The organism is Streptomyces sp. Je 1-332 (assembly GCF_040730185.1).
GTDB lineage: Bacteria > Actinomycetota > Actinomycetes > Streptomycetales > Streptomycetaceae > Streptomyces.
In genome coordinates this window covers 7,141,704-7,167,010 of sequence record NZ_CP160402.1, presented here as the reverse complement: position 1 = coordinate 7,167,010, position 25,307 = coordinate 7,141,704, and the positions used below count along the sequence as shown (strand labels likewise).

The window sequence follows — 25,307 nt, the reverse complement described above, 5'->3', positions numbered from 1 at the left end:
CCGTGACTTAATACGCCACTAGCAGTAGAACTCGTTCCCATTCCTACGAGAGTGAGGAACGTCACATGAGTGGCACCACCATGCGTTCTGAGGGTTCCGGAGGCGTTTCACGCCGAAGATTCATAGCTGGAACCAGTTCTATTCTGGGCGTCGCATCCCTGGCGACGCTCGCCCCCGCGGCCCCGACGTACGCCGCGGCCGCGGCCGGACCCATCGGCGACGGAGCCCGCGTCCCCGTGCTGATCATCGGCACCGGGTACGGCGGCTCCGTCGCCGCTCTGCGCCTCGCCCAGGCAGGCGTCGACGTACACATGGTCGAGATGGGCATGGCCTGGGACACCCCCGGCTCCGACGGCAAGATCTTCGCCCACACGACCTCACCCGACGGCCGCTCCTACTGGCTGCGAACCAAGACCAAACAGCCCCTGAGCAACTTCCTCGGCTTCCCGATCGACAGGAACATCCCCCGCTACACCGGAATTCTCGACGCGGAGGACATGGGCGGCATCCTCGTCTACCAGGGCCGTGGAGTCGGCGGTGGCTCCCTGGTCAACGGCGGGATGGCGGTCACGCCCAAGCGCGAGAACTTCGGCGCCGTCCTCCCCTCGGTCAACGCCGACGAGATGTACTCCACCTACTATCCGCGCGCCAACGCCGGACTCGGCGTCAGCACCATCGACCCCGCCTGGTTCGACAGCGTCGACTGCTACCAGTACTCCCGGGTCGGCCGTAAGCACGCCCAGCGTTCCGGCTTCCCGTTCGTCTTCGTGCCCGGTGTCTATGACTGGGACTACATGAAGCAGGAGGCGGCAGGAACAGTTCCCAAGTCGGCCGTCGCCGGTGAGATCCTCTATGGCAACAACTACGGCAAGAAGTCACTCCAGAAGACCTACATCGCCAAGGCCACCGCGACCGGAAAGGTCAGCATCTCCGCGCTGCACAAGGTCACTTCGGTCTCCCCCGCGTCCGGCGGCGGCTACACCGTCGTCATCGAGCAGCTCAACACCAGCGGCAGCACCACCGCCACCAAGACCGTCACCGCGCAGAAGGTGTTCTTCGCGGCAGGCAGTGTCGGCACCAGCAAGCTGCTGGTGAAGCTGAAGGCCACCGGCGCGCTGCCCGGCCTGAACGGGGAGATCGGCAAGGGCTGGGGCGACAACGGCAACGTCATGTGCGGCCGCGCCAACCACATGTGGGACCCGACCGGCAAGGTCCAGTCGTCCATTCCCACCGCCGGCATCGACAACTGGGCGGCCGGAGGCGCGTTCGCCGAGGTCGCGCCGCTGCCCACCGGCATCGAGACCTACGCCTCGTTCTACCTCTCGATCACCAAGAACCCGAACCGAGCCGCCTTCTCCTGGAACGCGGCGGCGGGCAAGGTGGACCTGAACTGGCAGACCGCGTGGAAGCAGCCGTCCATCGACGCGGCCAAGACCATCTTCGACAAGATCAACTCAAAGGAGGGGACGATCTACCGCACCGATCTGTTCGGCACGTACAAGATCTGGGGCGACCATCTCACCTACCACCCGCTCGGCGGCGCGGTCCTGAACAAGGCCACCGACAACTACGGCCGTCTGCACGGCTATTCGGGCCTCTATGTCATCGACGGCTCACTGATCCCCGGCAACACGAGCGTCAACCCGTTCGTCACCATCACCGCGCTCGCCGAACGGAACATCGAGAAGATCATCGCCACGGATGTGTAGCACCAGGCGTGTGTAGCACCGTGGATGTGTAGCACCGTGGATGTGTAGCAACTTCCCTCAGTGGCCGGGGAGTACGCAGACCGCGTCCAGGCCGAGCACGTGGTTGAGGCGGCCGAACGCCAGCCAGGAGCCGATGCTCATGCTCAGTTCCACGATCTCGTGCTGGCTGTAGTGCGCGGTCATCCGCGTCCAGAACTCCTCGTCAAGTCCATGATGGTCCAGGGCGTACCGCTCGGCGTACTCGGCGGCAAGGCGTGTCCGGTCGTCGAAGGCGTCGGTGGTGCGCCACTGGGTCACCGCTTCCGCGAACTCCTCCTCGACCTTCTGGCCCTCGCGTTCGGTCCGCCAGTCGAGGCAGAACAGGCACCCGTTGATCTGCGCGATGCGCAGCCGGGCGGCCTCGAACTCCCTTAGCCCCAGGGTCGTGTGCTCGTACACCGACAGCGAGAAGTTCGCGGCGGCCATGCCGATCCCGGGGACCATGTCACCCCACACGTACCCGATCGGCTCCTGCCCCTCGGGGATGTCTATGTGCATCGAGCTCATTGTTTGCTCCTTCCGAGCTTGCCGGTCGCGGGGCGCAGCGGTACGTCGAGGGCGTCGTAGAGTCCGGGTTCCGCGGCCACGAGCCAGTCGATGGCGCCGACCAGTCGGCCGACCGCGGTGGCGTTGCCGCCCGCTGACCGGTTCTCCCCCTCGTCGGTGGCCTCGACCGTGACCTCGATGCGCGGGCGGCCCTCGATGATGACCCGGTGCGCGCCTGCGCCGTCGGGCGGCGTCGGCCAGTCGGGGGCGCAGGACGGATGGATGCGGGTGACGTGCTCGATGACGATGCGGGGCTCGCCTCCGACGATGCCCTGGACCTCGAACCGCACCGCCCCCTGGGTGCCCGCCTCGAAGTCACCCATCGTCCGTGTGCTCACCGAGGTGTCGAGGGCGCGGCGCTCCAACGTCTCGCGGATGTCGTCGAGTTCGACGCCGAGAGCCCTGGCCATCAGCCGGATCTGACCTCCCCACACCATGGTCGGGGCGGTCTCGGCGAGCATCAGCGGTTCGTAGTCCATCGGATGCCCCATGCCGATCAGGTGGCGTACGGAATCCTCCTGGTCGTACGTGGAGTAGTCGAAGATCTCCTGGCAGCGGATCCCGTCGACGGTGCTGCCGAGGCCGCTGATGAGGAGCGGCAGGACGTCGTTGCCCCAGCCGGGGTCGACGCCGGACACGAAGAGGGAGCCGCCGCCGTCCGCGATCGCCGCGAGCATCGGGTCCCGCAGTTCGGCCGGTGCGTTGCGCTGGTCGTAGAGCGCGTAGAGGGCGGGGGTGACGACGACGGCTCCGGCGCGGATCGCCCGGCCGACGTCGTCCAGGGCCTCGTCCGGGCGGATGTCACCGGAGGCCGCGTACACCACGGCCCGGGGCGATGCCGCGAGGACCGCGTCGATGTCGTCGGTCGCCGTGACGCCCAACTGCCCCTGGAGACCGGCGAGGTCGGCCGCGTCGCGGCCGACCTTGTCGGGGCTGTGGACGAGCACGGCCGTGAGCTTCAGCGCCGGGTGGGCCTCGACGGCGCGTATGGCCGCGCGGCCGACATTTCCGGTACCCCAGACAACCGTGGAAATCATGCGGCGGAGGGTAACCAGAGGGCGTATCAGTTCATAGGGGCATGACCGGAGAGATTTCCAGCAAGGGCCCCCGGCCTACGCCGTGCGGCGCAGACGTGCCGAGAGGTGGTGCTGCAGCGGTTGGCCGACCGCTTCGAGGTCGTGGACGAAGGTGAGTTCGCCGTCGCCGGTGAGCGTGTAGCGGCGGCGGGTGGCCTTGACCTCCTTGGCGGTGGGGGTGCGGGCCACCTCGCCGGTGGCGAGGTCGACCGTGTTCCCGGCCGCCCGGCCCGCCGCGATCTCCGCGATGCCGGTGGGCTGGGTGATCAGCGCCTCCACCCGCCCGTCGGGCTGCAGCCGCCACCAGCCGCTCTCCCGCGCGGACGGCCGAAGCGGCGCGTCGTCCGCGTCGAGGAGCCAGGCCCGCGCCTCGTAGTGGAGGAAGGGCCGGCCGTCATGGCTGAAGGTGACTTCCTGGGCGTACGTGAAATCCGCCTCGAGGGTGGGGTACTCACCCCGGCCCCGGCCGTGCCAGGTACCCAGGAGTCCGAGCACGGGCGTGAGGAGCGCGTGCGGCGCCGGCGCCTCGTCCGGCCGGTGGGCGTCGGGGTAGGGGTGCTCCGGTGCGGGGTCGAACACTGTGTGCGCTCCAGGGGTAGGGGCCGGTGCCAGGAGGCAGCCTAGGGGCTCCCCTCAGCGGCATCCGCTGGTCACTGGCCCGGGACGGCACCATGGAGGGGCAACTTAGGGTAGCCTCACCTAGATTTTTTTGCTGTCCGGCCCTGGAGAGGTGGCGGGTGAGTTCCTCAAGTCCGTCGGGGCGGGACGTCCTGAGAGAGTCGATACGGGGCCAGCGGCGCGATGTCGCCGTCGGAGCGGTGCTGGGTTCCGGGCACCAGATAGGCGAGGCGCTGGTCCCCGTCCTGATCGGCGTCGCGATCGACCAGGCCGTCACCGACTCCGACACCGGCGCCCTGCTCGTATGTCTCGGCGTCCTCGCCGTGGGCTATGTGGCGCTCGCGCTGAGCTTCCGCTTCGGCGCCATGGCCGGTGAGCGGTCCGCCGCCCGCGCCGAGCACACCCTGCGCGTCTCCCTCGTACGACGCGTTCTGGACCCTGGCGGCGGAGCCGAGGAAGGCCGGCTGCCCGGCGCCCTCGCCAACATCGCGACCGAGGACGCCAAGCGGGTCGGCGCCGTCAACATGGCCGTGATGGCCGGGATCTCGGCACTGACCGGCATCCTCACCTGCGCGGTCGTCCTGCTGCGGATGTCGCTGACCCTCGGCCTCGTCGTGCTGCTCGGCACGCCGGTGCTGCTGTGGCTCGGGCATCTGCTGAGCAAGCCGCTGGAGACCCGCAGCGAGGCCGAGCAGGAGCGCGCCGCGCACGCGTCGGCCGTCGCCGCCGACCTGGTGACGGGCCTGCGGATACTCAAGGGCATCGGCGGTGAGTCGGCGGCCATCGCCCGCTACCGCACCACCAGCCGCGATTCCCTGGGCGCCACGCTGAAGGCGGCGCGCGCGCAGGCTTTCCAGAGCGGCGTGGTCCTTGCCCTCACGGGGTGCCTGATCGCCACCGTCGCCCTGGTCGGCGGCCGGCTGGCCGCCCAGGGCAGCATCAGCCTGGGCGAGCTGGTGTCGGCGGTGGGGCTCGCGCTCTTCCTCGTCGGCCCCCTGGAGGTGCTCGCGTGGGTCAACGCCGAGTTCGCCCAGGGCAGGGCGTCGGCGGGACGGATCGCGGAGGTCGTCGCCACCGCGCCCGTCGTCACGGCCGGCGACCGGAGGCTGCCCGTGCCGGTGCGCGGGGCGGTGCGGCTCGACGGCGTACGGCACGGCGGGCTGCGCGGAGTGGACCTGGACGTCGCGCCGGGCGAGCTGCTCGGGGTGGTCGCGACGGACCCCGCGCACGCCAACGACCTGCTGCGCTGCCTGGCCAGGCGGACCGACCCCGAGGCCGGAACGGTGGAGCTGGACGGCATACCCCTGCGCGACCTCGACCCGGCCGAGCTGCGCACTGCGGTGCTGGTGGCCGAACACGACGCTGACCTCTTCGAAGGCTCCGTCCGCGACAACGTCACGGCCGCCGCCTCCGACGCCACCGACCCGGAACAGGCGATGGCGGCCGCCGGAGTGGCCCAGGTCGCCCAGACGCTGCCGGACGGCGAGCACACGCCGGTCGGTGAACGCGGCCGCTCCCTCTCGGGCGGGCAGCGCCAACGCGTCGCCCTCGCCAGGGCGCTGGCCGCCGAACCCCCCGTCCTCGTGGTCCACGATCCGACCACCGCGGTCGACGCCGTGACCGAGGCCCGTATCGCTGCCGGAGTCCGCGAGATCCGCAAGGGCCGCACCACGGTCCTGGTGACCACCAGCCCCGCCCTGCTCTCGGTCACCGACCGGGTGGCGCTCCTGGACGAGGGACAGGTCATCGACACGGCCCCGCACGCAGATCTGATCCAACGTCATGAGGCCTACCGCGCGGCGGTGTTGGCATGAACCGTGATGACATGAACGGTGATGGCATGAGCGGTGATGGCATGAACGCTGATGGCGTGAACGAGTCCTCGGGCGAGCAGCACACGGACACCCGCGAGCTGCTCCCCACCGCCACCGGGCCCCGCACCCGCGCCGCGGTCCGCGAGCTGGTGCGCCCGTACCGCGGTCTCGCGGTCGGCGGCTTCGCCGTGATGATCGCGGCGACCGCTGTGGGACTCCTCGTCCAGCCGCTGCTCGGCCGCATCGTGGACCTGGTGGCCGACCAGCGTCCGGCGGGAGACCTCACCCTGCCGGTCGTCCTGCTCGTCCTGGTCGCCCTCGCGCACGGCGGGACCACCTCGCTCGGCCTGACGCTCGTCTCCCGGCTCGGCGAGACGGTGCTCGCGCAGCTGCGCGAGCGGTTCGTGGAGAAGGCCCTGCGGCTGCCGCTCGAACAGGTGGAGAAGGCCGGGGCCGGAGACCTCACCGCGCGGGTGACCCGGGATGTCTCAGTGGTCGGCGAGGCGGTGCGCAGCGCCCTGCCCGAGCTGGCCCGCTCCCTGCTCGCCATCCTGCTGACGCTGGGCGCGATGGCGGCCCTCGACTGGCGCTTCCTGCTCGCGGCCCTCCTCGCGGTGCCCGTCCAGGCGTCCACGGCCCGCTGGTACGTCCGGCACGCCGTTCCGCTCTACGCCGAGCAGCGCGTCGCCACCGGTGCCCAGCAGCAGCAGTTGCTGGACACCATCGCCGGCGCGGGCACGGTGCGGGCCTTCCGCATCGAGGAGCAGCACACCGCGCGGGTCACCCGGCGTTCGACGACCGCGGTCGAGCTGAAGATGCGCGGCATCCGGCTGGTCCTCGACTTCTACAACCGCCTGCACGTCGCCGAGTACACGGGCCTCGCCGCGGTCCTCGTCACCGGCTTCTACCTGGTCCGCGCGGACTCCGTGTCCATCGGCACCGCGACGGCCGCAGCGCTCTACTTCCACAGCCTGTTCGGGCCGGTCAACTCCGCACTCGTACTCCTCGACGACGCACAGTCGGCGACGGCGTCACTCGCCCGCCTCGTGGGGGTCGCCGACGAGCCGACGCCCGAGCCGGCGCGGGCGCGGGGGGCCGCCGAACCGTCGCGGTCCGGTACGCAGCCGGACGGCACCGTCACCGTGATCGGCATCGACCACGCGTACGTACCCGGGCAGCACGTCCTGCAGAACGTGGACCTCACGCTGCGGGCCGGGGAGAAGGTGGCGCTCGTCGGTCCGAGCGGCGCGGGCAAGACCACTCTCGCCAAGCTCATCGCGGGGGTGCACCGGCCGACCTCGGGCTCGGTGCACCTGACCGGCACCGCGGGCCGGGGCGGCGACGGCGACGGCCTGCCGGTGGCCCTGGTCACCCAGGAGACACATGTTTTCGCCGGGCCGCTCGCGGACGACCTGCGGTTGGCCCGTGCCGACGCCACCGACGACGAGCTGCGCACGGCGCTGACCGACGTCGAGGCGCTCGACTGGGTCCAGGCACTCCCCGACGGCCTGTACACCGTCGTGGGCGACGGAGGCCACCGCCTCACCTCCGCCCAGGTCCAGCAACTCGCCCTGGCCCGGCTGATGCTGGCCGATCCGCCGGTGGCCGTGCTCGACGAGGCGACGGCCGAGGCGGGCAGCACCGGCGCGCGTCTCCTGGAGAAGGCCGCGAGCCGGGCGGTGGAGGGACGCACCGCGCTGGTCGTCGCACACCGGCTCACCCAGGCCGCGACCGCGGACCGGATCGTCGTCATGGAGGGCGGCCGCATAGTGGAGAGCGGCACCCACGACGAACTGAGCGCGGGTTCCGGGCCCTACGCCTCCCTGTGGCAGGCATGGTCCGGCACCCGCTCCGCGAGGTGAAGCAGCACGGCGGGAGCCAGTGAACGTATGATCAGCCGATGTCTGACACGACCGAAACCACGCCCGGCTGGCTGCCCTCCGACGAGCTCGAGCAGGCCCGCAACCGCATGCCGATCCTGTACGTCGAAGCGGTGCCGGTGCGCGTAGACGACAGCGGCGAAGTCACCAGCATCGGACTGCTGTTGGGCATGGGGCGGGACGGGGTGGTCAACCGCTCCCTCGTCTCCGGCCGCGTCCTGCACCACGAGCGGGTCAGGGACGCCCTGCTGCGCCACCTGGAGAAGGACCTCGGCCCGGTGGCGCTGCCCCGCGTCCCGGCCTCGCTGCAGCCCTTCACCGTCGCCGAGTACTTCCCGACGCAAGGCATCACGCCGTTTCACGACCCCCGCCAGCACGCGGTGTCCCTCGCCTACATCGTCCCGGTGGCCGGCGACTGCCGGCCCCGCCAGGACGCTCTCGACCTGGTCTGGTTCAGTCCGCAGGAGGCAGCGTCCGAGGTGGTCCAGAACGAGATGCCGGGCGGACACGGTGTCCTGCTCAAGCAGGCCCTGGCGCACGCGGGTTGCCTGTCCTGACCGGCGCCGGGAGGGGCGTGGGGCACATCGGGCGGTGACGGATTAGGTAAGCCTCGGCTAAGTTGATCGGCGAGTGGCTCTCTCCGGAGTCACCCCTGCCAAGGAGATCGACGCAGCATGACCGCATCCACCCACCGTGTCCGCATCATCGCGACCGCCGTGTCCCTCGCCGCGGGGAGCGCCCTGGCGTCGACCGGCACCGCGAGTGCGGCCCTCCCGGGCGCCGCACCCGCGGGCGCCGGTTCGGCCGTCACCTCCGCACCGCTCGCGCCGGGCCTGTACCAGTCCGCGTACTCGGAGCGGAACGACGCCCTCTGGGTCGCCTCTTCCGTGGGCCAGCCGCCGGCGCCCGTCACCGAGTCCAGGCTGCTGAGGGCCGATCCGGACACCCTGCGGGTGGAGAAGTCGTACGCGCCTGCCGTCAACGCGGGCACGGGCGCCGTCCAGTCCGTGTACGGCGTCGCCGTGGACGACGAGCACAACACCGTCTGGACGACGAACACCCGGGACAACTCCGTCTCCGTCTACAGCCAGCTCAGCGGCAAGCACCTCGCCACCCTGCCCGGCGTGAACCACGCGCGGGAGGTCGTCGTCGACGAGCGGCGTGACCTGGTGTGGGCCAGCGCCTTCGGTGACGGCACCCTCGTCGCGTTCGACTCCGGCACCTTCAAGGAGAAGCGGCGCGTCACCGTGCCGGGCGCGGGGCCGACGGGCCTCGCCGTGAACGAGCGGACCGGCTCCGTGTACGCGGCCGACCACAACGGCGACCGGATCATCGAGGTCGCCGTCGACGCCAAGAGCCCGCGGCTCATACCGACCGGCGACGGCCCGCTCTCGGTGGCACTGTCCAAGAACGGCCGCACCGCCTACACCGGTGACCAGACCTCGGGCACCGTCTCGGTCGTCGACCTGCGCGAGGGCGCCGTCACCCGGTCCGTGGAGTCGGGCGAGGGCACCAAGTCCGTGGCCGTCGACCACCGTTCGGGACACGTCCTGGCGGTCAACCGGCTCTCCGCCACCGTCACGGTCGTCGACCCGCGCAAGGGAGCCGTCGTGAAGACCGTGGCCACCGCCGCGCTCCCCAATCACGTCCACGTGGCCGACGGCTCCGCGTACGTGGTGGACAAGTCGGGGTCGGGCCCGGCGGGCGAGGATCTGTTGACCCGTCTGCGCGTCCGTCGCTAGGTCAGGGCGAGCACAGGGGGCTAGCCGCCGACGAAGGCCCGGACCCCCTGTGACACCCCGTCGTCCCCCAGCAGGTCGTTGTGTTTCAGGCAGCCCGCGGCGTTGTTCGTCGCGCCGTCGAGAGGCACGCTGTTGTCCGGGTTGATGACTTCGTCGCAGTTCGACCACCAGGTCGCGTAGGCGACGTCTCCCGGTGTCTCGTCGCCTTCCGCGAGCCCGTCCTGGACGTAGGAACCCGGTGTCATGTCACGGCAGGCCTGGGACCAGGCCGCGCAGGCCCAGGCCGTGGCGGTGCCGTGGTTGGGGCCGGCCAGGGAGGCCCAGTGGGCGACCTTGCCGGTGCCGCCGCCGTGCTTGACGTACCAGCGGGTGACGAGGCTCCCGAAGGAGTGGGCGACGATGTCCACCTTGGCGGCGCCCGACCGCGCCCGCACGTCCTCGACGTACGCGGCGAACCGGCCGGACAGCACCTCGTTCACCGACTGGCTGGTGTCGTAACCCCAGGAGTGCAACTCCGCGTCCGCGTAGCCCGACGCCTTGAAGTCGTCGCGCAGGGAGCCCCACACCCCCGGGTCGGCGTTGTAGCCATGGACGAAGATGACCGGCGTACGGGCGGCCTCGCGGGGCACGTCCGCCTGGGCGGAGGACTGCGGCAGCAGCAGAGCGGCGACGGCCGCGACGGTCAGCGGGACGGAGATTCGGCGCAGCACGGGTTCCCCCTCGGTCGGGCGGACGTCACCACATTCACCGCGGCGGGGCGCGGGACACGTGTCACCTGAGCGGTGCCGAGAATGGTGGGGTCTGCGGCGGCGAATGAACAGACCTGTGCAGCAGGGAAGTTACCGCGGGTACTACGCCTCCGAGTGGTCCGGGGCGTTCGCCTCGTCGTCCGGGTTCCAGTCGAGGAGCCGCACTTTCGCCACCGTCCGCACATGCCGGCGCATCGCGGCCGCCGCCGCCCGGCCACGGCCCGCCTCGATCGCGTCGAGGATCGCGTGGTGCTGGGCGAGTGAACGGGCGGGGCGCCGCACCTGGCGCAGCGACTCGTTGCGGCTCTCGGTGATCTGCTCGGCGATGGACCGCATGAACTCGGCGAGCAGCGCGCTGTGGGCGGCCGCGGTCACGGCGGCGTGGAAGAGCCGGTCACCCTCGACTCCGCGCTCGCCCTCCTCGATCTCCCGCGCCATCGTGCCGAGGGCGTCCCGCATCGCCCGCAGATCCTCGTCCGTGCGGCGCTCCGCTGCCAGTTCGGCGAGCTTGGTCTCCAGGGCCTCGCGCGCCTCAAGGACGTCGGGCAGCCGCCGCTTGCGCTCCACGAGCCGCTCCACGGGCTCGGCGTCCAGGCTGTCCTTGACCAGATAGGTGCCGCCGCCGTGCCGCACCTCGACGAGCCCCTGCACTTCCAGTACGACGATCGCCTGCTTCACGGAAGCGCGGGAAACGCCCAGGCGCTGGGCCAGTTCGCGCTCGGTCGGCAGCCGGTCGCCGGAGCGCAGACCGCCCTCTCCGACATAGGCACGCAGCCGGTCGAGGACCTGCTCGTACAGCCTCGTCCTGCCCATGGGGCGCAGCGCGTCAGACATCCCAACCCCCCCATCTCGGTCCCCGTGCCGATGGGTGCGCAGCCTAACAGCGGCCGATCCGGTGGACGAGTGCGCAAGTGGACGAGTGCGCAAGTGGGCAAGTGGCTGAGCCAATTTGTGTCCGATCCCTTGACGGCCGGAACCGATACCCCGACGCTGAGTTCCGCCAACGGCCAGATTGGCTCAGCCACTTGGCCACTGAGGGACGGCCCCAGGGACGGGAGCCCACGTTGTCCGCCGAACTCATCTCCATCCTCGTACTCGTGGTGGTCTTCGTGATCGCCACCACTCGCTCCATCAACATGGGCGCGCTCGCGTTCGCCGCGGCCTTCGCGGTCGGCGAGCTGGCCGCCGACCTCGACGCGGACGGCATCTTCGCCGGCTTCCCCGGCGACCTGTTCGTCGTCCTGGTCGGCGTGACCTATCTGTTCGCGATAGCCCGCGCCAACGGCACCACGGACTGGCTGGTGCACGCCTCGATCCGGCTGGTGCGCGGGCGGATCGCGCTGATCCCCTGGGTGATGTTCGTGATCACCGGGGCGCTCACCGCGATCGGCGCGGTGAGTCCCGCCGCCGTCGCGATCGTCGCGCCGATCGCCCTGAGCTTCGCCGCCCAGTACGGAATCAGCCCGCTCCTGATGGGCGCCATGGTGGTCCACGGCGCCCAGGGCGGCGGCTTCTCGCCCATCAGCATCTACGGCTCGATCGTCAACGGCATCGTGGAGCGCGAGAAGCTCCCGGGCAACGAGGTCGCGCTCTTCCTCGCCTCGCTCGTCGTGAATCTCCTGATCGCCGGGATCGTCTTCGTCCTCTTCGGGGGGCTGAAGCTGGGCGGGCGCGACACCGGCAAGTCAGCCGAGAGCGAGGCAGATTCGCGGCTCGATCCGGCCAAGATCGCCACGCTCGCCGCGCTGGTCGCGCTCGTCGTCGCCGTCCTTGGCTTCGATCTCGACGCGGGACTGAGCGCCATCACCCTGGCCGTGATCCTGAGCGCGTTCTGGCCCGATTCCAGCCGCAAGGCCGTCGGTGAGATCGCCTGGCCGACCGTCCTTCTCATCTGCGGAGTGCTGACCTACGTCGGCGTGCTGGAGGAGATGGGCACCATCGACTGGGCCGGTGAGGGCGTCTCCGACATCGGCGTCCCGCTCCTCGCCGCCCTGCTGCTCTGCTACATCGGCGCGCTCATCTCCGCGTTCGCCTCCTCCGTCGGCATCATGGGCGCGCTCATCCCGCTCGCGGTGCCGTTCCTTGCCCAGGGCGAGATCGGGGCGGTCGGCATGATCGCGGCGCTCGCCGTCTCCGCCACCGTCGTGGACGTCAGCCCCTTCTCGACCAACGGCGCGCTGGTGCTCGCCGCCGCTCCTGACGTCGACCGCGAGCGCTTCTTCCGGCAGCTGATGGTGTATGGCGGGATCGTGGTGGCCGTGGTGCCCGCAGCGGTGTGGCTCGTCCTCGTGGTGCCAGGCTTCGGGTAGGACGAACCAGCACAAGGGGACCAGCCCAAGAGAACCAGCGCAGGACAACGGTCCGTGACCACTACCAAGGAGATACTCAGCGTGAGCTCCCCCCATCCGCCCCTCTTCCCGGCCCTTGTCGCGGCCCCCGGCCTCCCCGCCCTCCGCTTCGGCGAGCGCTCGCTGACGTACGCCGAACTCGCCGCCGCCGCGGGGTCCCTAACCGCCTCGATCGGCTCGGCGCGCCGGGTCGCGCTGTGGGCGACGCCGACCCTGGAGACCGCCGTCGGCGCGGTGGCCGCGCTGCTTGCCGGGGTTCCCGTCGTGCCGCTGAACCCGAAGACCGGGGAGCGCGAGCTGCGCCACATCGTGACGGACAGCGCGCCGTCGGTGGTGCTCGCGGCACCGGGAGACGAACTGCCCGCAGCGCTGGCGGCGTTGGAGCGTACGGATGTCACCCTCACCGGCACCGGCAGGACCTCGGAGGGAGCCTGGGCCGAGCCCGACCCCGAGTCACCCGCCCTGATCGTCTACACCTCGGGCACCACCGGGCCGCCCAAGGGTGCGGTGCTGCCCCGCCGGGCCCTCGCCACCACTCTGGACGCCCTTGAGGACGCCTGGCAGTGGACGTCCGACGACGTGCTGGTGCACGGGCTTCCCCTGTTCCATGTGCACGGGCTGATCCTCGGCATCCTCGGGCCGCTGCGCCGGGGCGGTTCGGTACGGCATCTGGGCCGGTTCTCCATCGAGGGCGTGAAGCACGAACTGGCCCACGGGGCGACGATGTTGTTCGGCGTGCCCACCATGTACCACCGCATCGCGGAGGCGCTGCCCGACGACCCGGGCCTCGCCAAGGCCCTGTCCGGCGCCCGGATCCTGGTCTCCGGGTCCGCCGCGCTGCCCGTCCACGACCACGAGCGGATCGCGTCGGCCACCGGGCGCCGGGTGATCGAGCGGTACGGCATGACGGAGACCCTCATGAACACGAGCGTGCGGGCCGACGGCGAACCGCGCGCGGGAACGGTCGGGGTGCCGCTGAGCGGCGTCGAGCTGCGCCTCGTGGACGAGACGGGCGCCGAGACCGCCGACCCGCGGGAGGTCGGTGAGATCGAGGTGCGCGGCCCTAATCTGTTCACCGAGTACCTGAACCGGCCCGACGCCACGGCCGCCGCCTTCACCGCCGACGGCTGGTTCCGCACCGGGGACATGGCGGTGCGCGACGACGACGGCTATGTGCGCATCGTCGGCCGCAAGGCCACCGACCTCATCAAGAGCGGCGGATACAAGATCGGCGCGGGCGAGATCGAGAACGCCCTGCTTGAGCACCCGGGCGTACGGGAGGCCGCCGTGACCGGGGAGCCCGACGACGACCTGGGTGAGCGCATCGTCGCCTGGATCGTGCCGACGGACCCTGAACAGCCGCCGCTGCAAGGCGACTTGGCGGACCATGTGGCTACCCAGCTCGCCCCGCACAAGCGGCCCCGGGCCGTTCGCTATCTGGCGGAACTCCCCCGCAACGACATGGGGAAGATCATGAAGCGGTCTCTGCATGCTTGAGCCGATGCCTGAGCCGACGCCTGAGCCGACGCCTGAGCCGACGCCTGACGGGACGATCCGGCGCCTGGGCGCTCGCGCGGCCATCACTGCCGTGGCCGACCAGGACAGTTTCCGTGAACTGGACGCATGTGACGCCGAGTTCGAGGTCGCGGACTCCCGTCCGGACGGCCCGCTCGCCTGGCCTGGGTACACGGAAGCCCGTGCCCGCGCCGAAGAACGTACCGGCGAACGGGAGTCGGTGGTCTGCGGCACCGCCACCCTCGGCGGCACCAGAGCGGTGGTCATCTCCTTCGAGTTCGGTTTTATGGGCGGCTCCCTCGGCGAGCGCACGGGTGACCGCCTGGAAGCCGCGCACCGCCATGCCCGGGACCACCGGCTGCCCGTCGTCTCGCTGATCGCCACGGGGGGCAGCCGCATGCAGGAGGGTATGCGCGCCCTGGTCCAACTCCAGCGCGTGGCAAAGCAGTCCGAGCTCACGGGCGCGGCGGGCCTGGCCCGCATCGCCGTCCTGCGCGATCCGACCACGGGCGGCGGATGGGCCACCCTGGGCGCGGGAGCCGACCTCGTCCTCGCCCTGCCGGGCAGCCAGGTCGGCTTCGCCGGGTCCCGGGTACGCCCGGCGGACACCGACCCGGCCGCGTACACCGCCGAGGGGCAACTGGCGGCGGGTGCGATCGATGACGTCGTACGCCACGAGGAGCTGCGCGAGGCGCTCGTACTGCGTCTCGGCCTGCTGTCCGCTCCCGGCGGCGGCCACGTTCCTGCGGGGGCGTCCACGCCCGCCGCCGCCGAACCTCCCGGTGCGCTCGGCCGTTCCGACCTGCCGGCCACCGGCTGGGAAGCCGTGAGCCGTGCCCGCGACCCGGACCGCCCTCGCGCCACCGCCTACTTGGACGCCTACTTCGCCGAGCGGGCCCCGCTGCGCGGCGACCGGTGCGGGGGCGCGGACCCGGGGATGCTGTGCGGGTTCGGGCGGCGTGCGGGCCGGACGGTTGCCTACGCGGCGCAGTGCGGGACGGCGACGACGCCCGCGGGGTACCGCACCGCGGCGCGGCTCGTCCGGCTCGCGGGGCGGCTCGGCATTCCCGTCCTCACGCTCATCGACACCCCGGGTGCCGCGAACGACGCGGTGGCCGAGCGTGCGGGTGCGGGCGCGGCGATCGCCGATCTGTTCGCCGCCGTCGCCGCCGCGCAGGTGCCGGTCACATCGCTGGTCATCGGCGAGGGCGGCTCCGGCGGCGCGCTCGCGCTCGCGTCACCGGACAACCTCTGGGCCACGCCGGACAGTTACTTCTCGGTGATCGCCCCGGAGCTCGCCACCGCGATCCTCAAGCGCGGGAGGGAGGAGACCCGGACGACGGCGGAGCAGCTGCGTCTGCGCCCGCAGGATCTGGTGGAACTGGGCGTGGCGCGTGGAATCGTGACGGCACGGACCGGTGGACCTTACGGACCCGTGACCTCACGGACCCGTGGCCTTACGGGCCCGTGATCTTACGGACCCGTGACGAAGCCCCGTCGGTGGCCCTCACTGCTGCTCGGCGCGCCTAGCGTGGCCGTATGCGCGTACTTGTCACCGGCGGCGCCGGGTTCATCGGATCGCACGTGGTCGAAGCCCTCATCGGACGCGGGCACGAAGTGGTGGTGTACGACGCCCTGCTGCCCTCCGCCCACGCCGGTCCGCCGCGCCCGCCCGAGGGACAGCGGTGGACCGTCGCCGATGTCCGGGACCGTGACGCCGTGCGGGACGCGCTGCGCGGGGTGGACGCGGTCTGCCATCAGGCGGCGATGGTGGGGCTCGGCAAGGAGTTCGCCGACGCGCCCGAGTACGTCGGCTGCAATGACCTGGGCACGGCCGTCCTGCTCGCCGCGATGGCCGAGACGGCGGTACGTGACCTTGTGCTCGCCGGGTCGATGGTGGTGTACGGGGAGGGGCGGTACGAGTGCGCGCGGCACGGGGTGGTCCGGCCCGGTCCGCGCGCGGCGGCGGATCTGGACGCCGGGCGCTTCGAACCGCTCTGCCCGGACTGCGGGGCGGAGTTGCGGCCCGGCCTCGTGGGCGAGGACGCGCCGACCGATCCGCGCAACGTGTACGCGGCGACCAAGTTGGCGCAGGAGCATCTGGCCGCCGCGTGGGCGCGGGCGACCGGCGGCCGCGCGGTGTCCTTGCGCTACCACAACGTGTACGGCCCCGGCATGCCCCGCGACACCCCGTACGCCGGTGTGGCCTCGTTCTTCCGTTCGTCGCTGGAGCGGGGAGAGGCACCCCAGGTCTTCGAAGACGGCCTCCAGCGGCGGGACTTCGTCCACGTACGGGATGTGGCGGCGGCGAATGCGATGGCGCTGGAGGCGGTGCGTGAGCGGGGAGCGGGGGCGTTCACGGCGTACAACACCGGCAGCGGGGAACCGCACACGGTCGGGGAGATGGCCCGCGAACTGGCGCGGGCTTTCGGCGGCCCGGCTCCGGAGGTGACGGGCGAGTACCGCCTCGGGGACGTCCGCCACGTCACGGCGGACTCGAAACGGCTGCGGTCGGACCTGGGATGGCGGCCGGGGGTCGCCTTCACGGAGGGCATGACGACGTTCGCGAAGGCACCGCTGCGGGGGTAACTGAGGGCTCACCTCGGCAGCAGCCGACCGCCTTCCGCTACCGGGGGCGTGCGGCTACCGCTGCCGCGGGTGCCGTGCGGCTACCGCTCGCGGGGGCGACCAGGGTCTCACTCCGGCGGCGGCTGCCGCCTCGGGGCTGGCTGCCCCGTGCTCGGCGGCGCGGTCGTGGCGGTCCAGGGCCTGCGGCCCGGGGGGAGCTTCGGGCCCCTGTCGGGGAGCGGCGATCGACGCCGGTGCCGGGGCCGGCGGATGCCCCGTTCTCGCGGGGGCGACCAGGGTCTCGCTCCGGTGGCTGCCGCCTCGGGGCTGGCTGCCCCGTGCTCGGCGGCGCCGTAGTGGCGGTCCAGGGCCTGCGGCCCGGGGGGCTTCGGGCCCCTGTCGGGGAGCGGCGATCGACGCCGGTGCCGGGGCCGGCGGATGCCCTCGTTCTCGCGGGGGCCGAAAAGCCGGAGGTCCGTTGCCGGGGAGTGGCGGGCGCCGCCGTTGCGGGGTCGTCGGCGCGGCGGCCGTACCCAGGGCGCGAGGGTGCCCCGGTGGTTGCCGCGCGCTTGGCGGCGGTCGCGAAGCCGGGGGCGGGCGGTTACGCCGGCGTCGTCGGGAGTGTCACCTCGAAGCGGCAGCCGCCCGCCACGTTGTGTACGGCCGCGCGGCCCTGGTGGGCCTCGACGATGCCGCGCACGATCGCGAGGCCGAGCCCCGCGCCCGCCGGGGGTGTGCGGGACTGGCTGCCGCGCCAGCCGGTGTCGAAGACGCGGGACAGGTCCTCCTCGGGGATGCCGCCGCAGCCGTCGGTCACGGACAGGACCACGCCGTCCGGCGAACGCTCCGCGGCCACCGCCACCGTCCCGTCGGCCGGCGTACGGCGGATCGCGTTGATCAGGAGATTGCCCAGGACCCGGCTCATCTCCTTGCTGTCGACCTCCACCGGCACGGCTTCGACGCTGTCACCGACGAGACGCACCCGGTGCTCGCGGGCGAGCGGGTCGACGCCCGCGAGCGCGTCGCCCACGAGGTCGTAGACCGAGATGCGGGAGGGCGAGAGCGCCAGCGCGCCCGCGTGGATGCGGGAGAGCTCGAAGAGGTCTCCGACCATGGAGTTGAGACGTTCGACCTCGGTACGGATCTGGCGCAGATAGCGGTCCGGTTCCGCGGCGACGCCGTCCTCCAGCGCCTCGGACATGGCCCGCAGCCCGGCCAGCGGGGTGCGCAGGTCGTGCGAGATCCAGGCGACCAGTTCACGCCGGGAACGTTCCAGGGCCTGCTCCCGCTCCCTGGACTCCGCGAGTTTCGCACTGGTCGACTCCAACTCCCGGGTGAGTGCGGCAAGTTCCGCGCTCACGGGTTCGGGCGGCGCTGCGAAGCTGCCCCCGTCACCGAAGGAACGGGCCGCCAGGGTCAGCGCCTTGCTGCGGGCGACCACCCAGCGGCCGAGAAGCAGCGCGGTGGCGAGCGAGACCACGGCGGCCATCGCCACGACGATGGTGACCACGGTCAGGTCGTGCGGCGACAGGAACATCTCCCAGGCCACCGCGAGCGTCCCGGCCAGCATCGCGAGCACCGCGACGGCCGCCACGACGGTCATCGCCACCACGAGGGAGCGGTGCCGCAGCAGGCGCAGGGTCACGGCTCCCAGCAGCCCGGCACTCGCGGCGCCCAGGAAGGCGAACAGGGCGATGAGGAGGATGTCCTGCATGGGGTTCAGCCTTCGGCTCGGGGCGGTACGCGGTCGCTCTGGGGGGCACGGACGTCGCGGGTCCTGCGAGGCGCAGTCCGACCGTGAGCGGCGGCGGGTCCGGCGGCACCATGCGGGCCGCGCGGAGCCGCCGCGTCCGGCACGTCCAGCCGGTATCCCATACCCCACACCGTCTGGATGAGCCGCGGCCTCGCCGGGTCGTCCTCGACCTTGCCGCGCAGCCTGCGGACATGGACCGTGACCGTGGAGAGGTCACCGAACTCCCAGCCCCACACCTCCCGCATCAGCTCCTCGCGTGCGAACGCCTGCCCGGGGTGGCGCAGAAGGAAGGTGAGGAGATCGAACTCCCGGAGGGTGAGGGCGAGTTCGACCCCACCCTTGGTCGCGCGACGTGCCGCAGGGTCCACCCACAGACCCGCGGCCTCCAGCGTGGGAACACCCTCGGGGGCGCGCGGGGCGTGGCTGCGCCGCAGTACCGACTCCACCCTCAGGACCAGCTCGCGTGGGCTGAACGGCTTGGTGACGTAGTCGTCGGCCCCGACCTCGAGGCCCAGGATCCGGTCGTCCTCATCGCCACGTGCGGTGAGCATGATGACGGGCACCGGGCCTTTGGCGCGCAGACGGCGGCAGACCTCCAGGCCGTCCATGCCGGGCAGCATCAGATCGAGGACGACGAGGTCGGGCCGGAACACCCCGGCTCGCTCCAGCGCGCCGGGGCCGTCCTCGGCGCGGTCGACCGTGTAGCCGCCGCGCTCCAGGTAGCCCGCGACGACCTCGGCGACGGTCGGGTCGTCGTCCACGACGAGCACCCGGAGCGTGCCGAGCGCGGCGGACCCGGCGGACCTGGCGGGCGGGTGGTCCTGCGGTGGTGGCTGCATACGGCAAGCCTCGCACCTGCCGCGGGGTATCCCGCCGGTCAGAGCTGCTCCCGGTTGCCGACGTCCCTGTTTCGTAAGGACCTCAAGTCCCATATGTCCGGTTCAGATCCATAGGGTGAGCCACATGACCCCCTCCCCCTCGCCGGACCCCGCTGGACCCCACGTACCCGTCACACCCTCATCCGTCGCACCCTCATCCGTCACACCCGTACCCGAGCCTCCCGACCCCCTCGCGGTCCGGGTCGACGTCGTGCTGCCGTGCCTCGACGAGGCCGCGGCGCTTCCGTGGGTCCTGGAACGTGTTCCCGAGGGCTGGCGGGCCATCGTCGTCGACAACGGCTCCTTGGACGGTTCGCCGGACATCGCCCGCGCGCTGGGGGCAACCGTCGTACGGGAGGACCGGCGCGGCTTCGGAGCCGCCTGTCACGCGGGGCTCATGGCGTCCGACGCGGAGATCGTGTGCTTCTGCGACTGCGACGCCTCCCTCGATCCGGGGCTGCTGCAGCCTTTCGTACGCAGGGTGCTCGACGGGGGAGCCGATCTGGTCGTCGGACGACGGCGCCCGCAGGGACGCGGGGCCTGGCCGCCGCATGCCCGCGCGGGCAATCTCGCGCTCGCGAGGATGCTGCGGCGGCGTACCGGCGTACGTCTGCACGACCTGGGCCCGATGCGGGCGGCGCGGCGCGAGGAGTTGCTCGGGCTCGGCCTGACCGACCGGCGCAGCGGATATCCGCTGCAGATGGTCGTACGGGCGGCCGACGCCGGCTGGCGGATCGAGGAGCGGGACGTGCCGTATCTCCCGCGCGCCGGGAAGTCGAAGGTCACGGGAACGTGGCTGGGCACGTGGCACGCGGTGCGCGACATGCGAGCGGTCCTGGCGCAGGCCCCGACTCCCCGAGCACACCGAACGCCGGGCGACACCCCGTGACCCCCGACAACCCACGCCTCCCTGCCTACGCCACCGCGCGCGACCGCCGGTCCTGCGAGGCAACTGACAGACGGCCATCCTCCCCGCCTACGCCACCGCACGCGACCGCCGGTCCCGCGAGGCAACTGACAGACGGCCCCCTCCCCGCCTACGCCACCGCGCGCGACCGCCGGTCCCGCGAGGCAACTGACAGACGGCCCCCTCCCCGCCTTCGCCACTGCGAGCGTCCCCCGGCGCCCACACTCAGCCAGCATCGGACAGCACCCCATGACCACCAACCCCGCACGCCTCCCCGCCTACGCCACCGCGAGCGACTCCTGCCGAGCGCCCACGGCAAGCATCGGACGGCGCCCCGCGAGCCCCATCAGCACACCCCTCCCGGGCCACGCAAGAACACGCAGCACCCCGCCCTCCCCCTCCGCACCCACGCGACCACCGCGTACAACCCCACCGCCCTCATCCCGCAAGCAGCCAGCATCGGACGGTGCCGCGTGACCCCCCACGGAACAACCCTGCTCGTCATCGCCAAGGAACCACTTCCCGGACGCGTCAAGACCCGCCTCTCCCCGCCCTTCTCCCCCGAGGAGGCCGCCGAGTTGGCCGAAGCTTCCCTTGCCGACACGCTTCACGCCGTGCTCGCGGCGCCCGCCCGGCGGCGCGTGCTCGTCCTCGACGGGCGGCCGGGGCCCTGGCTTCCCGCCGGCATCGAGGTGGTCCCCCAGTGCGCGGGCGGTCTGGACGAGCGGCTGGGCGCGGCCTTCGGCGGTTGCACCGGGCCCGCCCTCCTGGTCGGCATGGACACCCCCCAGGTCACTCCCGGCCTCCTCGCCCCCGCGCTCGGCCCCGACGCCTGGCAGGACTGCGACGCCTGGTTCGGGCCCGCCGTGGACGGCGGATTCTGGGCGCTCGGCCTGGCCGAGCCCGATCCGCGACTGCTGCGCGGCGTCCCGATGTCGAGGCCCGACACCGGCGCCCTGCAACGGGCCCGGCTCACCGAGGCGGGACTGAGGGTGCGCGAACTGCCCCTGCTGCGCGACGTCGACACGGCCGAAGACGCCGGAGAGGTCGCCGAAGCCGCGCCGGACAGCCGGTTCGCCGCCACCCTCGCCCGCCTCGCGACGGCGGCCGGGCACGCGGACAGGGGCGGCGCCCGATGAGCACAGCACCGCCGGACACCCGCCTCCGCGAAGCGGCCTCCGCTGCCGCGCCCTGGCACGCGGACCCGTACACCAACGCCCTGCGCAACGGCCACGGCCCCTTGTTCCTGCGCCGCAGCGACGGCTGGCTGCTGCCGCTCGACGTCGAACGCTGGTGTGCGAGCGCCGACGCGGCGGACCTCTCCGCGTTGCGCCGCTGCGAGGGCAGCGTCCTCGACATCGGCTGCGGCCCCGGCCGCCTGGTGGCCGCGGCGGCGGCCCGCGGCCACCGCGTCCTGGGGGTCGACGTCAGCCAGGCGGCCGTCGACCACACGCTACGGCTCGGCGGCACCGCCCTGCTCCGCTCCGTCTTCGACACGCTGCCGGGCGAGGGACGTTGGAGTACGGCCCTGCTCATGGACGGCAATGTGGGCATCGGCGGCGACCCCACCGCACTCCTCAAGCGCGTGGCTCAACTCCTCGCACCCTCAGGCCTTTTGATCGCCGAGACCGCGCCGATGGACGTGGACGAGCGGGTGGAGGTGCACGTCGACGACGGCCACGGTCGACCGGGCGCCCCGTTCCCCTGGGCCCGCCTCGGCACCCCCGCCCTCCTACGCCACGCCCACCCCCTCGGCTGGACCCCGGCCGATCAATGGACCACCGAAGGCCGCTCCTTCCTGGCCCTACGCCGCACCCGCCACCCCTGAATCACCCACCACGCACCCGCCCCCAGGAACAGCAGCACCGTCGCCGCCAACCAGCGTCCGAGGAAGACGCCGGCCGGCAGCCCGGTGGCGGACTCGTACCGCTCCACCCGCCCGGCGATCAGCGGGAACCACACCAGCAACAACAGCCCGGACAGGAAAGCCGGAACCCGCACAAAATTGACCCAGCCCCCACCGACCCACTCCCCACCGGCCCGCCTCCCACCGGCCCGCTCCCCGCTGCCCCGCCCCGCGGCAGCCCGCAGCGCCCGGTCCACGAGTGCGTACGCGGGCACGAACAGCAGATCGTGCACCAGCGCCGCACCGACGAACCAGACCGCGATCAGCAACCCCTCACCTTCGCCGCCCAACAGGCGCACCCCCGCATACCCGGTGAGCGCGAACGAGGCCAGCAGCACGAGGAGTTGGAGCAGGCCCTCGCCGTACCACCGCCGGAGGCGACGCATGAGAACGGTCATCACAGCTCCCCGAAGGTCAGACGGGACACCCACTTGGTGTTCAGGACGCCGGGCGCGGCCGGCACGATGATCCGCGCCGGATAGCCGTGGTCCGGCGACAGATCCGCCCCGTTGACGTGCAGGGCGAGCAGCGACCGCGGATCGCGGACCTGGTTGTCGCGCAACGCGGCCCTGCGGAAGGCCCCGTGCCGTTGCAGGGACTCCACGAGCACACCCGGCGGCTCCTCGTCGAACCCGGCGAGCGCCGCGAGATCGCGCAGCCGCACGCCACGCCACCGCTGATCCGACGTCGACCACCCCTCCACACAGGCGATGGGCAACGCGGCGTCATGCTGCGGGAGTTGGAGCAGGTCCTCGCGAGACAGCCGCACCGCCGCGCCCCGTGGCCCGTCGACGACGAGGCGCCACGACTCACCCGTGTCCCGCTCCTCCACCCCCACTCTCGCCGCTGTCTTGTTGATCTGGAAGCCGTTCGGCCCGCTTCCCGGATCGCCGCCGCCATGCGGAGCGAACAGCGCCGTCCGCCGCAGCGGCCCGTCGAAGCTCTGCCCCGCCGTCGTCACGAACAGCAGGGCGGACCCCGCGCCGACCATGCCGAGCGCTCCCCGCCGCGACACGGTCGGCGCCGCGGCCCGGGTCGCCACCAGACCGCCTTCGTCCGGCGGCTCGGGACGCGTCTCCCGCAGCTGTTCGCGCCACCCCCGCTCCCGCAGCACTCGTACGACCTGGGGCAGGCGCAGCGCGACATGCGCCGTGAACGCGCCGAAGAACACCCAGGCGCCGTAGAAGTGCAGCGGATAGAAGGAGCCGGGGAAGAGGTACTCCAGCTGGGCGTTGAGCACACCGGTGACGAACTCGAACAGCGCGCCACCGACCAGCAGGAGCAGCGAAACCCGCTCAAGGGCGTGCCCCACCGACCGTGCCGGAGGCAGCGCGAAGAGCTTCGGGATCACCGACCACAGCTTCGCGAGCAGCACGGGGATCAGCGTGATGCCGACCGTGACGTGCAGGCCCTGGTTGAGGCGGTAGAGCCAGGGTGGGTCGGTCGGCCAGGCGAAGAGGTAGAAGCCGAGGAGTCCCTTGTCCGGCGTCTTGTCGTTGACGGGTGACAGGTTCGGGTTGTACGCCGCGTACGACAGCAGGCCGGTCACGAACAGCACGGTGATCCCGGCCAGCAGGACGACGCCGAGAACCGACGTGAGCCACGGCCCGCGCAGCGGACTGCGCCAGAAACCGGGGTCGGTGGGCGGGGTGACGCGGGGTGCGGAGGGCATGAAATGACCGTATGCCGGGCCCTGTCCTCCAGCGGGCCCGCGACTCATGACGAAACGCTGACGTCGTCCCTCACGGCGCGTTCGCACGCGCCACCTGCGCCTACGGTGCAGACGTGAGCACCACTGAGCGCACCGGACCCCCTCGTGACACGGCCTGCGAGCGCACCGGACGCCGTCGCGACCTGGCCGCGTCCGGAGTCGCGGCGCTACTCGTCGCGGCGGCCGTCGTCATCGGCGCCGCCATCGAGCACGCGGACGGCACCCTGCACCTCAACTGGCCGCCCCTGTACGCCCGGTGGGACCCGCACATCGGGCCGGGCACACCCGCCGCGCTCGCGGTCGCCGTCGCCGTGATCGCGTACGCCCCCGCCCTCGCCGCCAGGCTCCCCTGGCGGCCTCTGCTCCTCACCGCGTGGACCGCTTCGACGGCCTGGATCTGGTCGCTCGCGCTCATCGACGGCTGGCACCGGGGCGTGGCGCGGCGGCTCACCACCAAGTACGAGTACCTCCAGGTCATCGACCGCTTCGACGACATCCCGGCGACGCTGCGGGACTTCACCCGGCACATCCTCATCGACTCGCCCGACCACTGGCCGGCCCACACCGCGGGCCATCCGCCGGGCGCCACGCTCACCTTCGTCCTCCTCGACCGCGTGGGCCTCGGGGGCGGCGCGTGGGCAGGCGCCTTCTGCATCACGGTCGGCGGCACCGCCGTCGTGGCCGTCCTGATCACCCTGCGTGCGCTGGCCGACGAGGCGACCGCACGCCGGGCGGCGCCCTTCCTCGTCCTGGCCCCGGCCGCGATCTGGGTCGGCGCCTCCGCGGACGGCTACTTCGCCGCCGTCACGGCCTGGATGATCGCCCTGCTCGCCCTCGCCGCGACACGCAAGGTCCGCTCCCCCGCCGCGGCGGCACTCGGCTCCGGCCTGCTGTTCGGCCTCACCTGCTATCTCTCGTACGGCCTGACGCTGTTCGCGCTCGTCGCCGCCACCGTCCTGCTGATCACCCGCACACCGCGCCCGCTCCCCCTGTTCCTGGCGGGTACAGCGGTGGCCCCGCTCGTCTTCACCCTGGCGGGCTTCGACTGGTGGGAGGCGTACCACCTGCTCGTCGAGCGGTACTACCAGGGGGCGGGCGGCATCAGACCGTACGCCTACTTCGTCTGGGCCAACCTCGCCTGCACGGTGCTGGTCGTCGGCCTGGCAACGGTCGCGGGCCTTCGCAGGACGGTGGGCGCTGCGCCGGGCGCGCTCGGCCGCCTGCGCTCCGGCCGCACCACACCCACCGACCGCCTGACCGCCCTCGTCCTGGCGGCTCTCGTCACGGTCATCGCCGCCGATCTCTCCGGCATGAGCAAGGCGGAAACAGAACGCATCTGGCTGCCGTTCGCCACATTTCTGCTCCCGGCGGCGGCGCTCCTGCCGGAGGCGGGCCGACGCTACTGGCTCACCGCCCAGGCGGCACTCGCCCTCACCCTGAACCACTTGCTGTTCACAGGTTGGTGAGGACCGGGAAGGGCTGGTGAGGACTGGCAAGGGCTGGTGAGGACTGTCGAGCGCTGGGTTTCCTAAGGTGCGGGTATGCACA

General features: G+C 72.1%; 22 protein-coding genes. 13 read left to right on the top strand and 9 right to left on the bottom strand.

Annotation, left to right across the window (positions count from 1 at the left end):
• Positions 1 to 65 precede the first annotated feature (65 nt).
• Positions 66 to 1,709 (top strand): GMC oxidoreductase, encoded by a 1,644-nt coding sequence (locus ABXJ52_RS32215; RefSeq protein WP_367046889.1) that lies wholly within the window; start codon positions 66 to 68, stop codon positions 1,707 to 1,709.
• Between the two features lie 57 nt (positions 1,710 to 1,766).
• Here ABXJ52_RS32215 and ABXJ52_RS32210 read toward each other — a convergent pair whose 3' ends face one another.
• From ABXJ52_RS32210 to ABXJ52_RS32200, 3 genes are all read right to left on the bottom strand, one after another.
• Positions 1,767 to 2,246: a carboxymuconolactone decarboxylase family protein gene (locus ABXJ52_RS32210; protein WP_367049432.1), complete on the bottom strand. Its 480-nt coding sequence runs from the start codon at positions 2,244 to 2,246 to the stop codon at positions 1,767 to 1,769.
• Between the two features lie 5 nt (positions 2,247 to 2,251).
• Positions 2,252 to 3,331: a dihydrodipicolinate reductase gene (locus ABXJ52_RS32205; RefSeq protein WP_367046887.1), complete on the bottom strand. Its 1,080-nt coding sequence runs from the start codon at positions 3,329 to 3,331 to the stop codon at positions 2,252 to 2,254.
• A 75-nt stretch (positions 3,332 to 3,406) separates the two neighbouring features.
• Positions 3,407 to 3,949 carry an FABP family protein gene (locus ABXJ52_RS32200; protein WP_367046885.1) on the bottom strand — a complete coding sequence of 181 codons (543 nt, stop codon included), beginning with the start codon at positions 3,947 to 3,949 and terminating at the stop codon, positions 3,407 to 3,409.
• A 158-nt stretch (positions 3,950 to 4,107) separates the two neighbouring features.
• On the opposite strand from ABXJ52_RS32200, the gene ABXJ52_RS32195 reads away from it, so the two are divergent.
• From ABXJ52_RS32195 to ABXJ52_RS32180, 4 genes are all read left to right on the top strand, one after another.
• Positions 4,108 to 5,802 (top strand): ABC transporter ATP-binding protein, encoded by a 1,695-nt coding sequence (locus ABXJ52_RS32195; protein WP_367046883.1) that lies wholly within the window; start codon positions 4,108 to 4,110, stop codon positions 5,800 to 5,802.
• Positions 5,803 to 5,843: 41 nt separating this feature from the next.
• A complete protein-coding gene (locus ABXJ52_RS32190; RefSeq protein WP_367049431.1) occupies positions 5,844 to 7,664 on the top strand; it encodes an ABC transporter ATP-binding protein in 1,821 nt (606 codons plus the stop codon).
• Between the two features lie 38 nt (positions 7,665 to 7,702).
• Positions 7,703 to 8,239, top strand: a complete 537-nt coding sequence (locus ABXJ52_RS32185; RefSeq protein WP_367046881.1) for an NUDIX hydrolase family protein — start codon at positions 7,703 to 7,705, stop codon at positions 8,237 to 8,239.
• Positions 8,240 to 8,356: 117 nt separating this feature from the next.
• Positions 8,357 to 9,424 (top strand): YncE family protein, encoded by a 1,068-nt coding sequence (locus ABXJ52_RS32180; RefSeq protein WP_367046879.1) that lies wholly within the window; start codon positions 8,357 to 8,359, stop codon positions 9,422 to 9,424.
• A 20-nt stretch (positions 9,425 to 9,444) separates the two neighbouring features.
• Here ABXJ52_RS32180 and ABXJ52_RS32175 read toward each other — a convergent pair whose 3' ends face one another.
• Together ABXJ52_RS32175 and ABXJ52_RS32170 are read right to left on the bottom strand one after the other, a co-directional pair.
• The gene (locus tag ABXJ52_RS32175) at positions 9,445 to 10,134 is read right to left on the bottom strand and encodes a triacylglycerol lipase (RefSeq protein WP_367046877.1); all 690 of its coding nucleotides are present in this window, start codon (positions 10,132 to 10,134) and stop codon (positions 9,445 to 9,447) included.
• 141 nt (positions 10,135 to 10,275) lie between these two features.
• Positions 10,276 to 11,007 carry an FCD domain-containing protein gene (locus ABXJ52_RS32170; RefSeq protein WP_367046875.1) on the bottom strand — a complete coding sequence of 244 codons (732 nt, stop codon included), beginning with the start codon at positions 11,005 to 11,007 and terminating at the stop codon, positions 10,276 to 10,278.
• A 230-nt stretch (positions 11,008 to 11,237) separates the two neighbouring features.
• On the opposite strand from ABXJ52_RS32170, the gene ABXJ52_RS32165 reads away from it, so the two are divergent.
• The 4 genes from ABXJ52_RS32165 to ABXJ52_RS32150 all read left to right on the top strand — a co-directional run bounded on the left by ABXJ52_RS32165 (position 11,238) and on the right by ABXJ52_RS32150 (position 16,625).
• The gene (locus tag ABXJ52_RS32165; protein WP_367046873.1) at positions 11,238 to 12,482 is read left to right on the top strand and encodes an SLC13 family permease; all 1,245 of its coding nucleotides are present in this window, start codon (positions 11,238 to 11,240) and stop codon (positions 12,480 to 12,482) included.
• Positions 12,483 to 12,563: 81 nt separating this feature from the next.
• Positions 12,564 to 14,018, top strand: a complete 1,455-nt coding sequence (locus ABXJ52_RS32160; protein ID WP_367046871.1) for an acyl-CoA synthetase — start codon at positions 12,564 to 12,566, stop codon at positions 14,016 to 14,018.
• Positions 14,019 to 14,022: 4 nt separating this feature from the next.
• A complete protein-coding gene (locus ABXJ52_RS32155) occupies positions 14,023 to 15,507 on the top strand; it encodes a carboxyl transferase domain-containing protein (RefSeq protein WP_367046869.1) in 1,485 nt (494 codons plus the stop codon).
• A 68-nt stretch (positions 15,508 to 15,575) separates the two neighbouring features.
• Positions 15,576 to 16,625 (top strand): NAD-dependent epimerase/dehydratase family protein, encoded by a 1,050-nt coding sequence (locus ABXJ52_RS32150; RefSeq protein ID WP_367046867.1) that lies wholly within the window; start codon positions 15,576 to 15,578, stop codon positions 16,623 to 16,625.
• A gap of 580 nt (positions 16,626 to 17,205) precedes the next feature.
• Here ABXJ52_RS32150 and ABXJ52_RS32145 read toward each other — a convergent pair.
• Both ABXJ52_RS32145 and ABXJ52_RS32140 read right to left on the bottom strand, forming a co-directional pair.
• Complete coding sequence (locus tag ABXJ52_RS32145; protein ID WP_367046865.1) at positions 17,206 to 18,318, bottom strand: HAMP domain-containing sensor histidine kinase; 1,113 nt, start codon at positions 18,316 to 18,318, stop codon at positions 17,206 to 17,208.
• 5 nt (positions 18,319 to 18,323) lie between these two features.
• A complete protein-coding gene (locus tag ABXJ52_RS32140) occupies positions 18,324 to 19,196 on the bottom strand; it encodes a response regulator transcription factor (RefSeq protein ID WP_367046863.1) in 873 nt (290 codons plus the stop codon).
• 124 nt (positions 19,197 to 19,320) lie between these two features.
• Here ABXJ52_RS32140 and ABXJ52_RS32135 point away from each other — a divergent pair, with 124 nt between their 5' ends.
• The 3 genes from ABXJ52_RS32135 to ABXJ52_RS32125 all read left to right on the top strand — a co-directional run bounded on the left by ABXJ52_RS32135 (position 19,321) and on the right by ABXJ52_RS32125 (position 21,970).
• Positions 19,321 to 20,124, top strand: a complete 804-nt coding sequence (locus tag ABXJ52_RS32135) for a glycosyltransferase family 2 protein (protein WP_367046861.1) — start codon at positions 19,321 to 19,323, stop codon at positions 20,122 to 20,124.
• 491 nt (positions 20,125 to 20,615) lie between these two features.
• Entirely contained in the window at positions 20,616 to 21,281 is a 666-nt protein-coding gene (locus tag ABXJ52_RS32130; RefSeq protein ID WP_367046859.1) for a DUF2064 domain-containing protein, read from the top strand.
• Positions 21,278 to 21,970 carry a class I SAM-dependent methyltransferase gene (locus tag ABXJ52_RS32125; protein WP_367046857.1) on the top strand — a complete coding sequence of 231 codons (693 nt, stop codon included), beginning with the start codon at positions 21,278 to 21,280 and terminating at the stop codon, positions 21,968 to 21,970. Before ABXJ52_RS32130 ends, ABXJ52_RS32125 begins: the two co-directional genes overlap by 4 nt.
• Here ABXJ52_RS32125 and ABXJ52_RS32120 read toward each other — a convergent pair.
• Together ABXJ52_RS32120 and ABXJ52_RS32115 are read right to left on the bottom strand one after the other, a co-directional pair.
• Positions 21,913 to 22,446: a hypothetical protein gene (locus ABXJ52_RS32120; RefSeq protein ID WP_367046855.1), complete on the bottom strand. Its 534-nt coding sequence runs from the start codon at positions 22,444 to 22,446 to the stop codon at positions 21,913 to 21,915. The genes ABXJ52_RS32125 and ABXJ52_RS32120 overlap by 58 nt on opposite strands.
• Positions 22,446 to 23,720 (bottom strand): molybdopterin-dependent oxidoreductase, encoded by a 1,275-nt coding sequence (locus ABXJ52_RS32115; protein ID WP_367046853.1) that lies wholly within the window; start codon positions 23,718 to 23,720, stop codon positions 22,446 to 22,448. The genes ABXJ52_RS32120 and ABXJ52_RS32115 overlap by 1 nt, the downstream gene beginning before the upstream one ends.
• 113 nt (positions 23,721 to 23,833) lie before the next feature.
• On the opposite strand from ABXJ52_RS32115, the gene ABXJ52_RS32110 reads away from it, so the two are divergent.
• Positions 23,834 to 25,225 carry a hypothetical protein gene (locus ABXJ52_RS32110; protein ID WP_367046851.1) on the top strand — a complete coding sequence of 464 codons (1,392 nt, stop codon included), beginning with the start codon at positions 23,834 to 23,836 and terminating at the stop codon, positions 25,223 to 25,225.
• Positions 25,226 to 25,307: the final 82 nt, after the last annotated feature.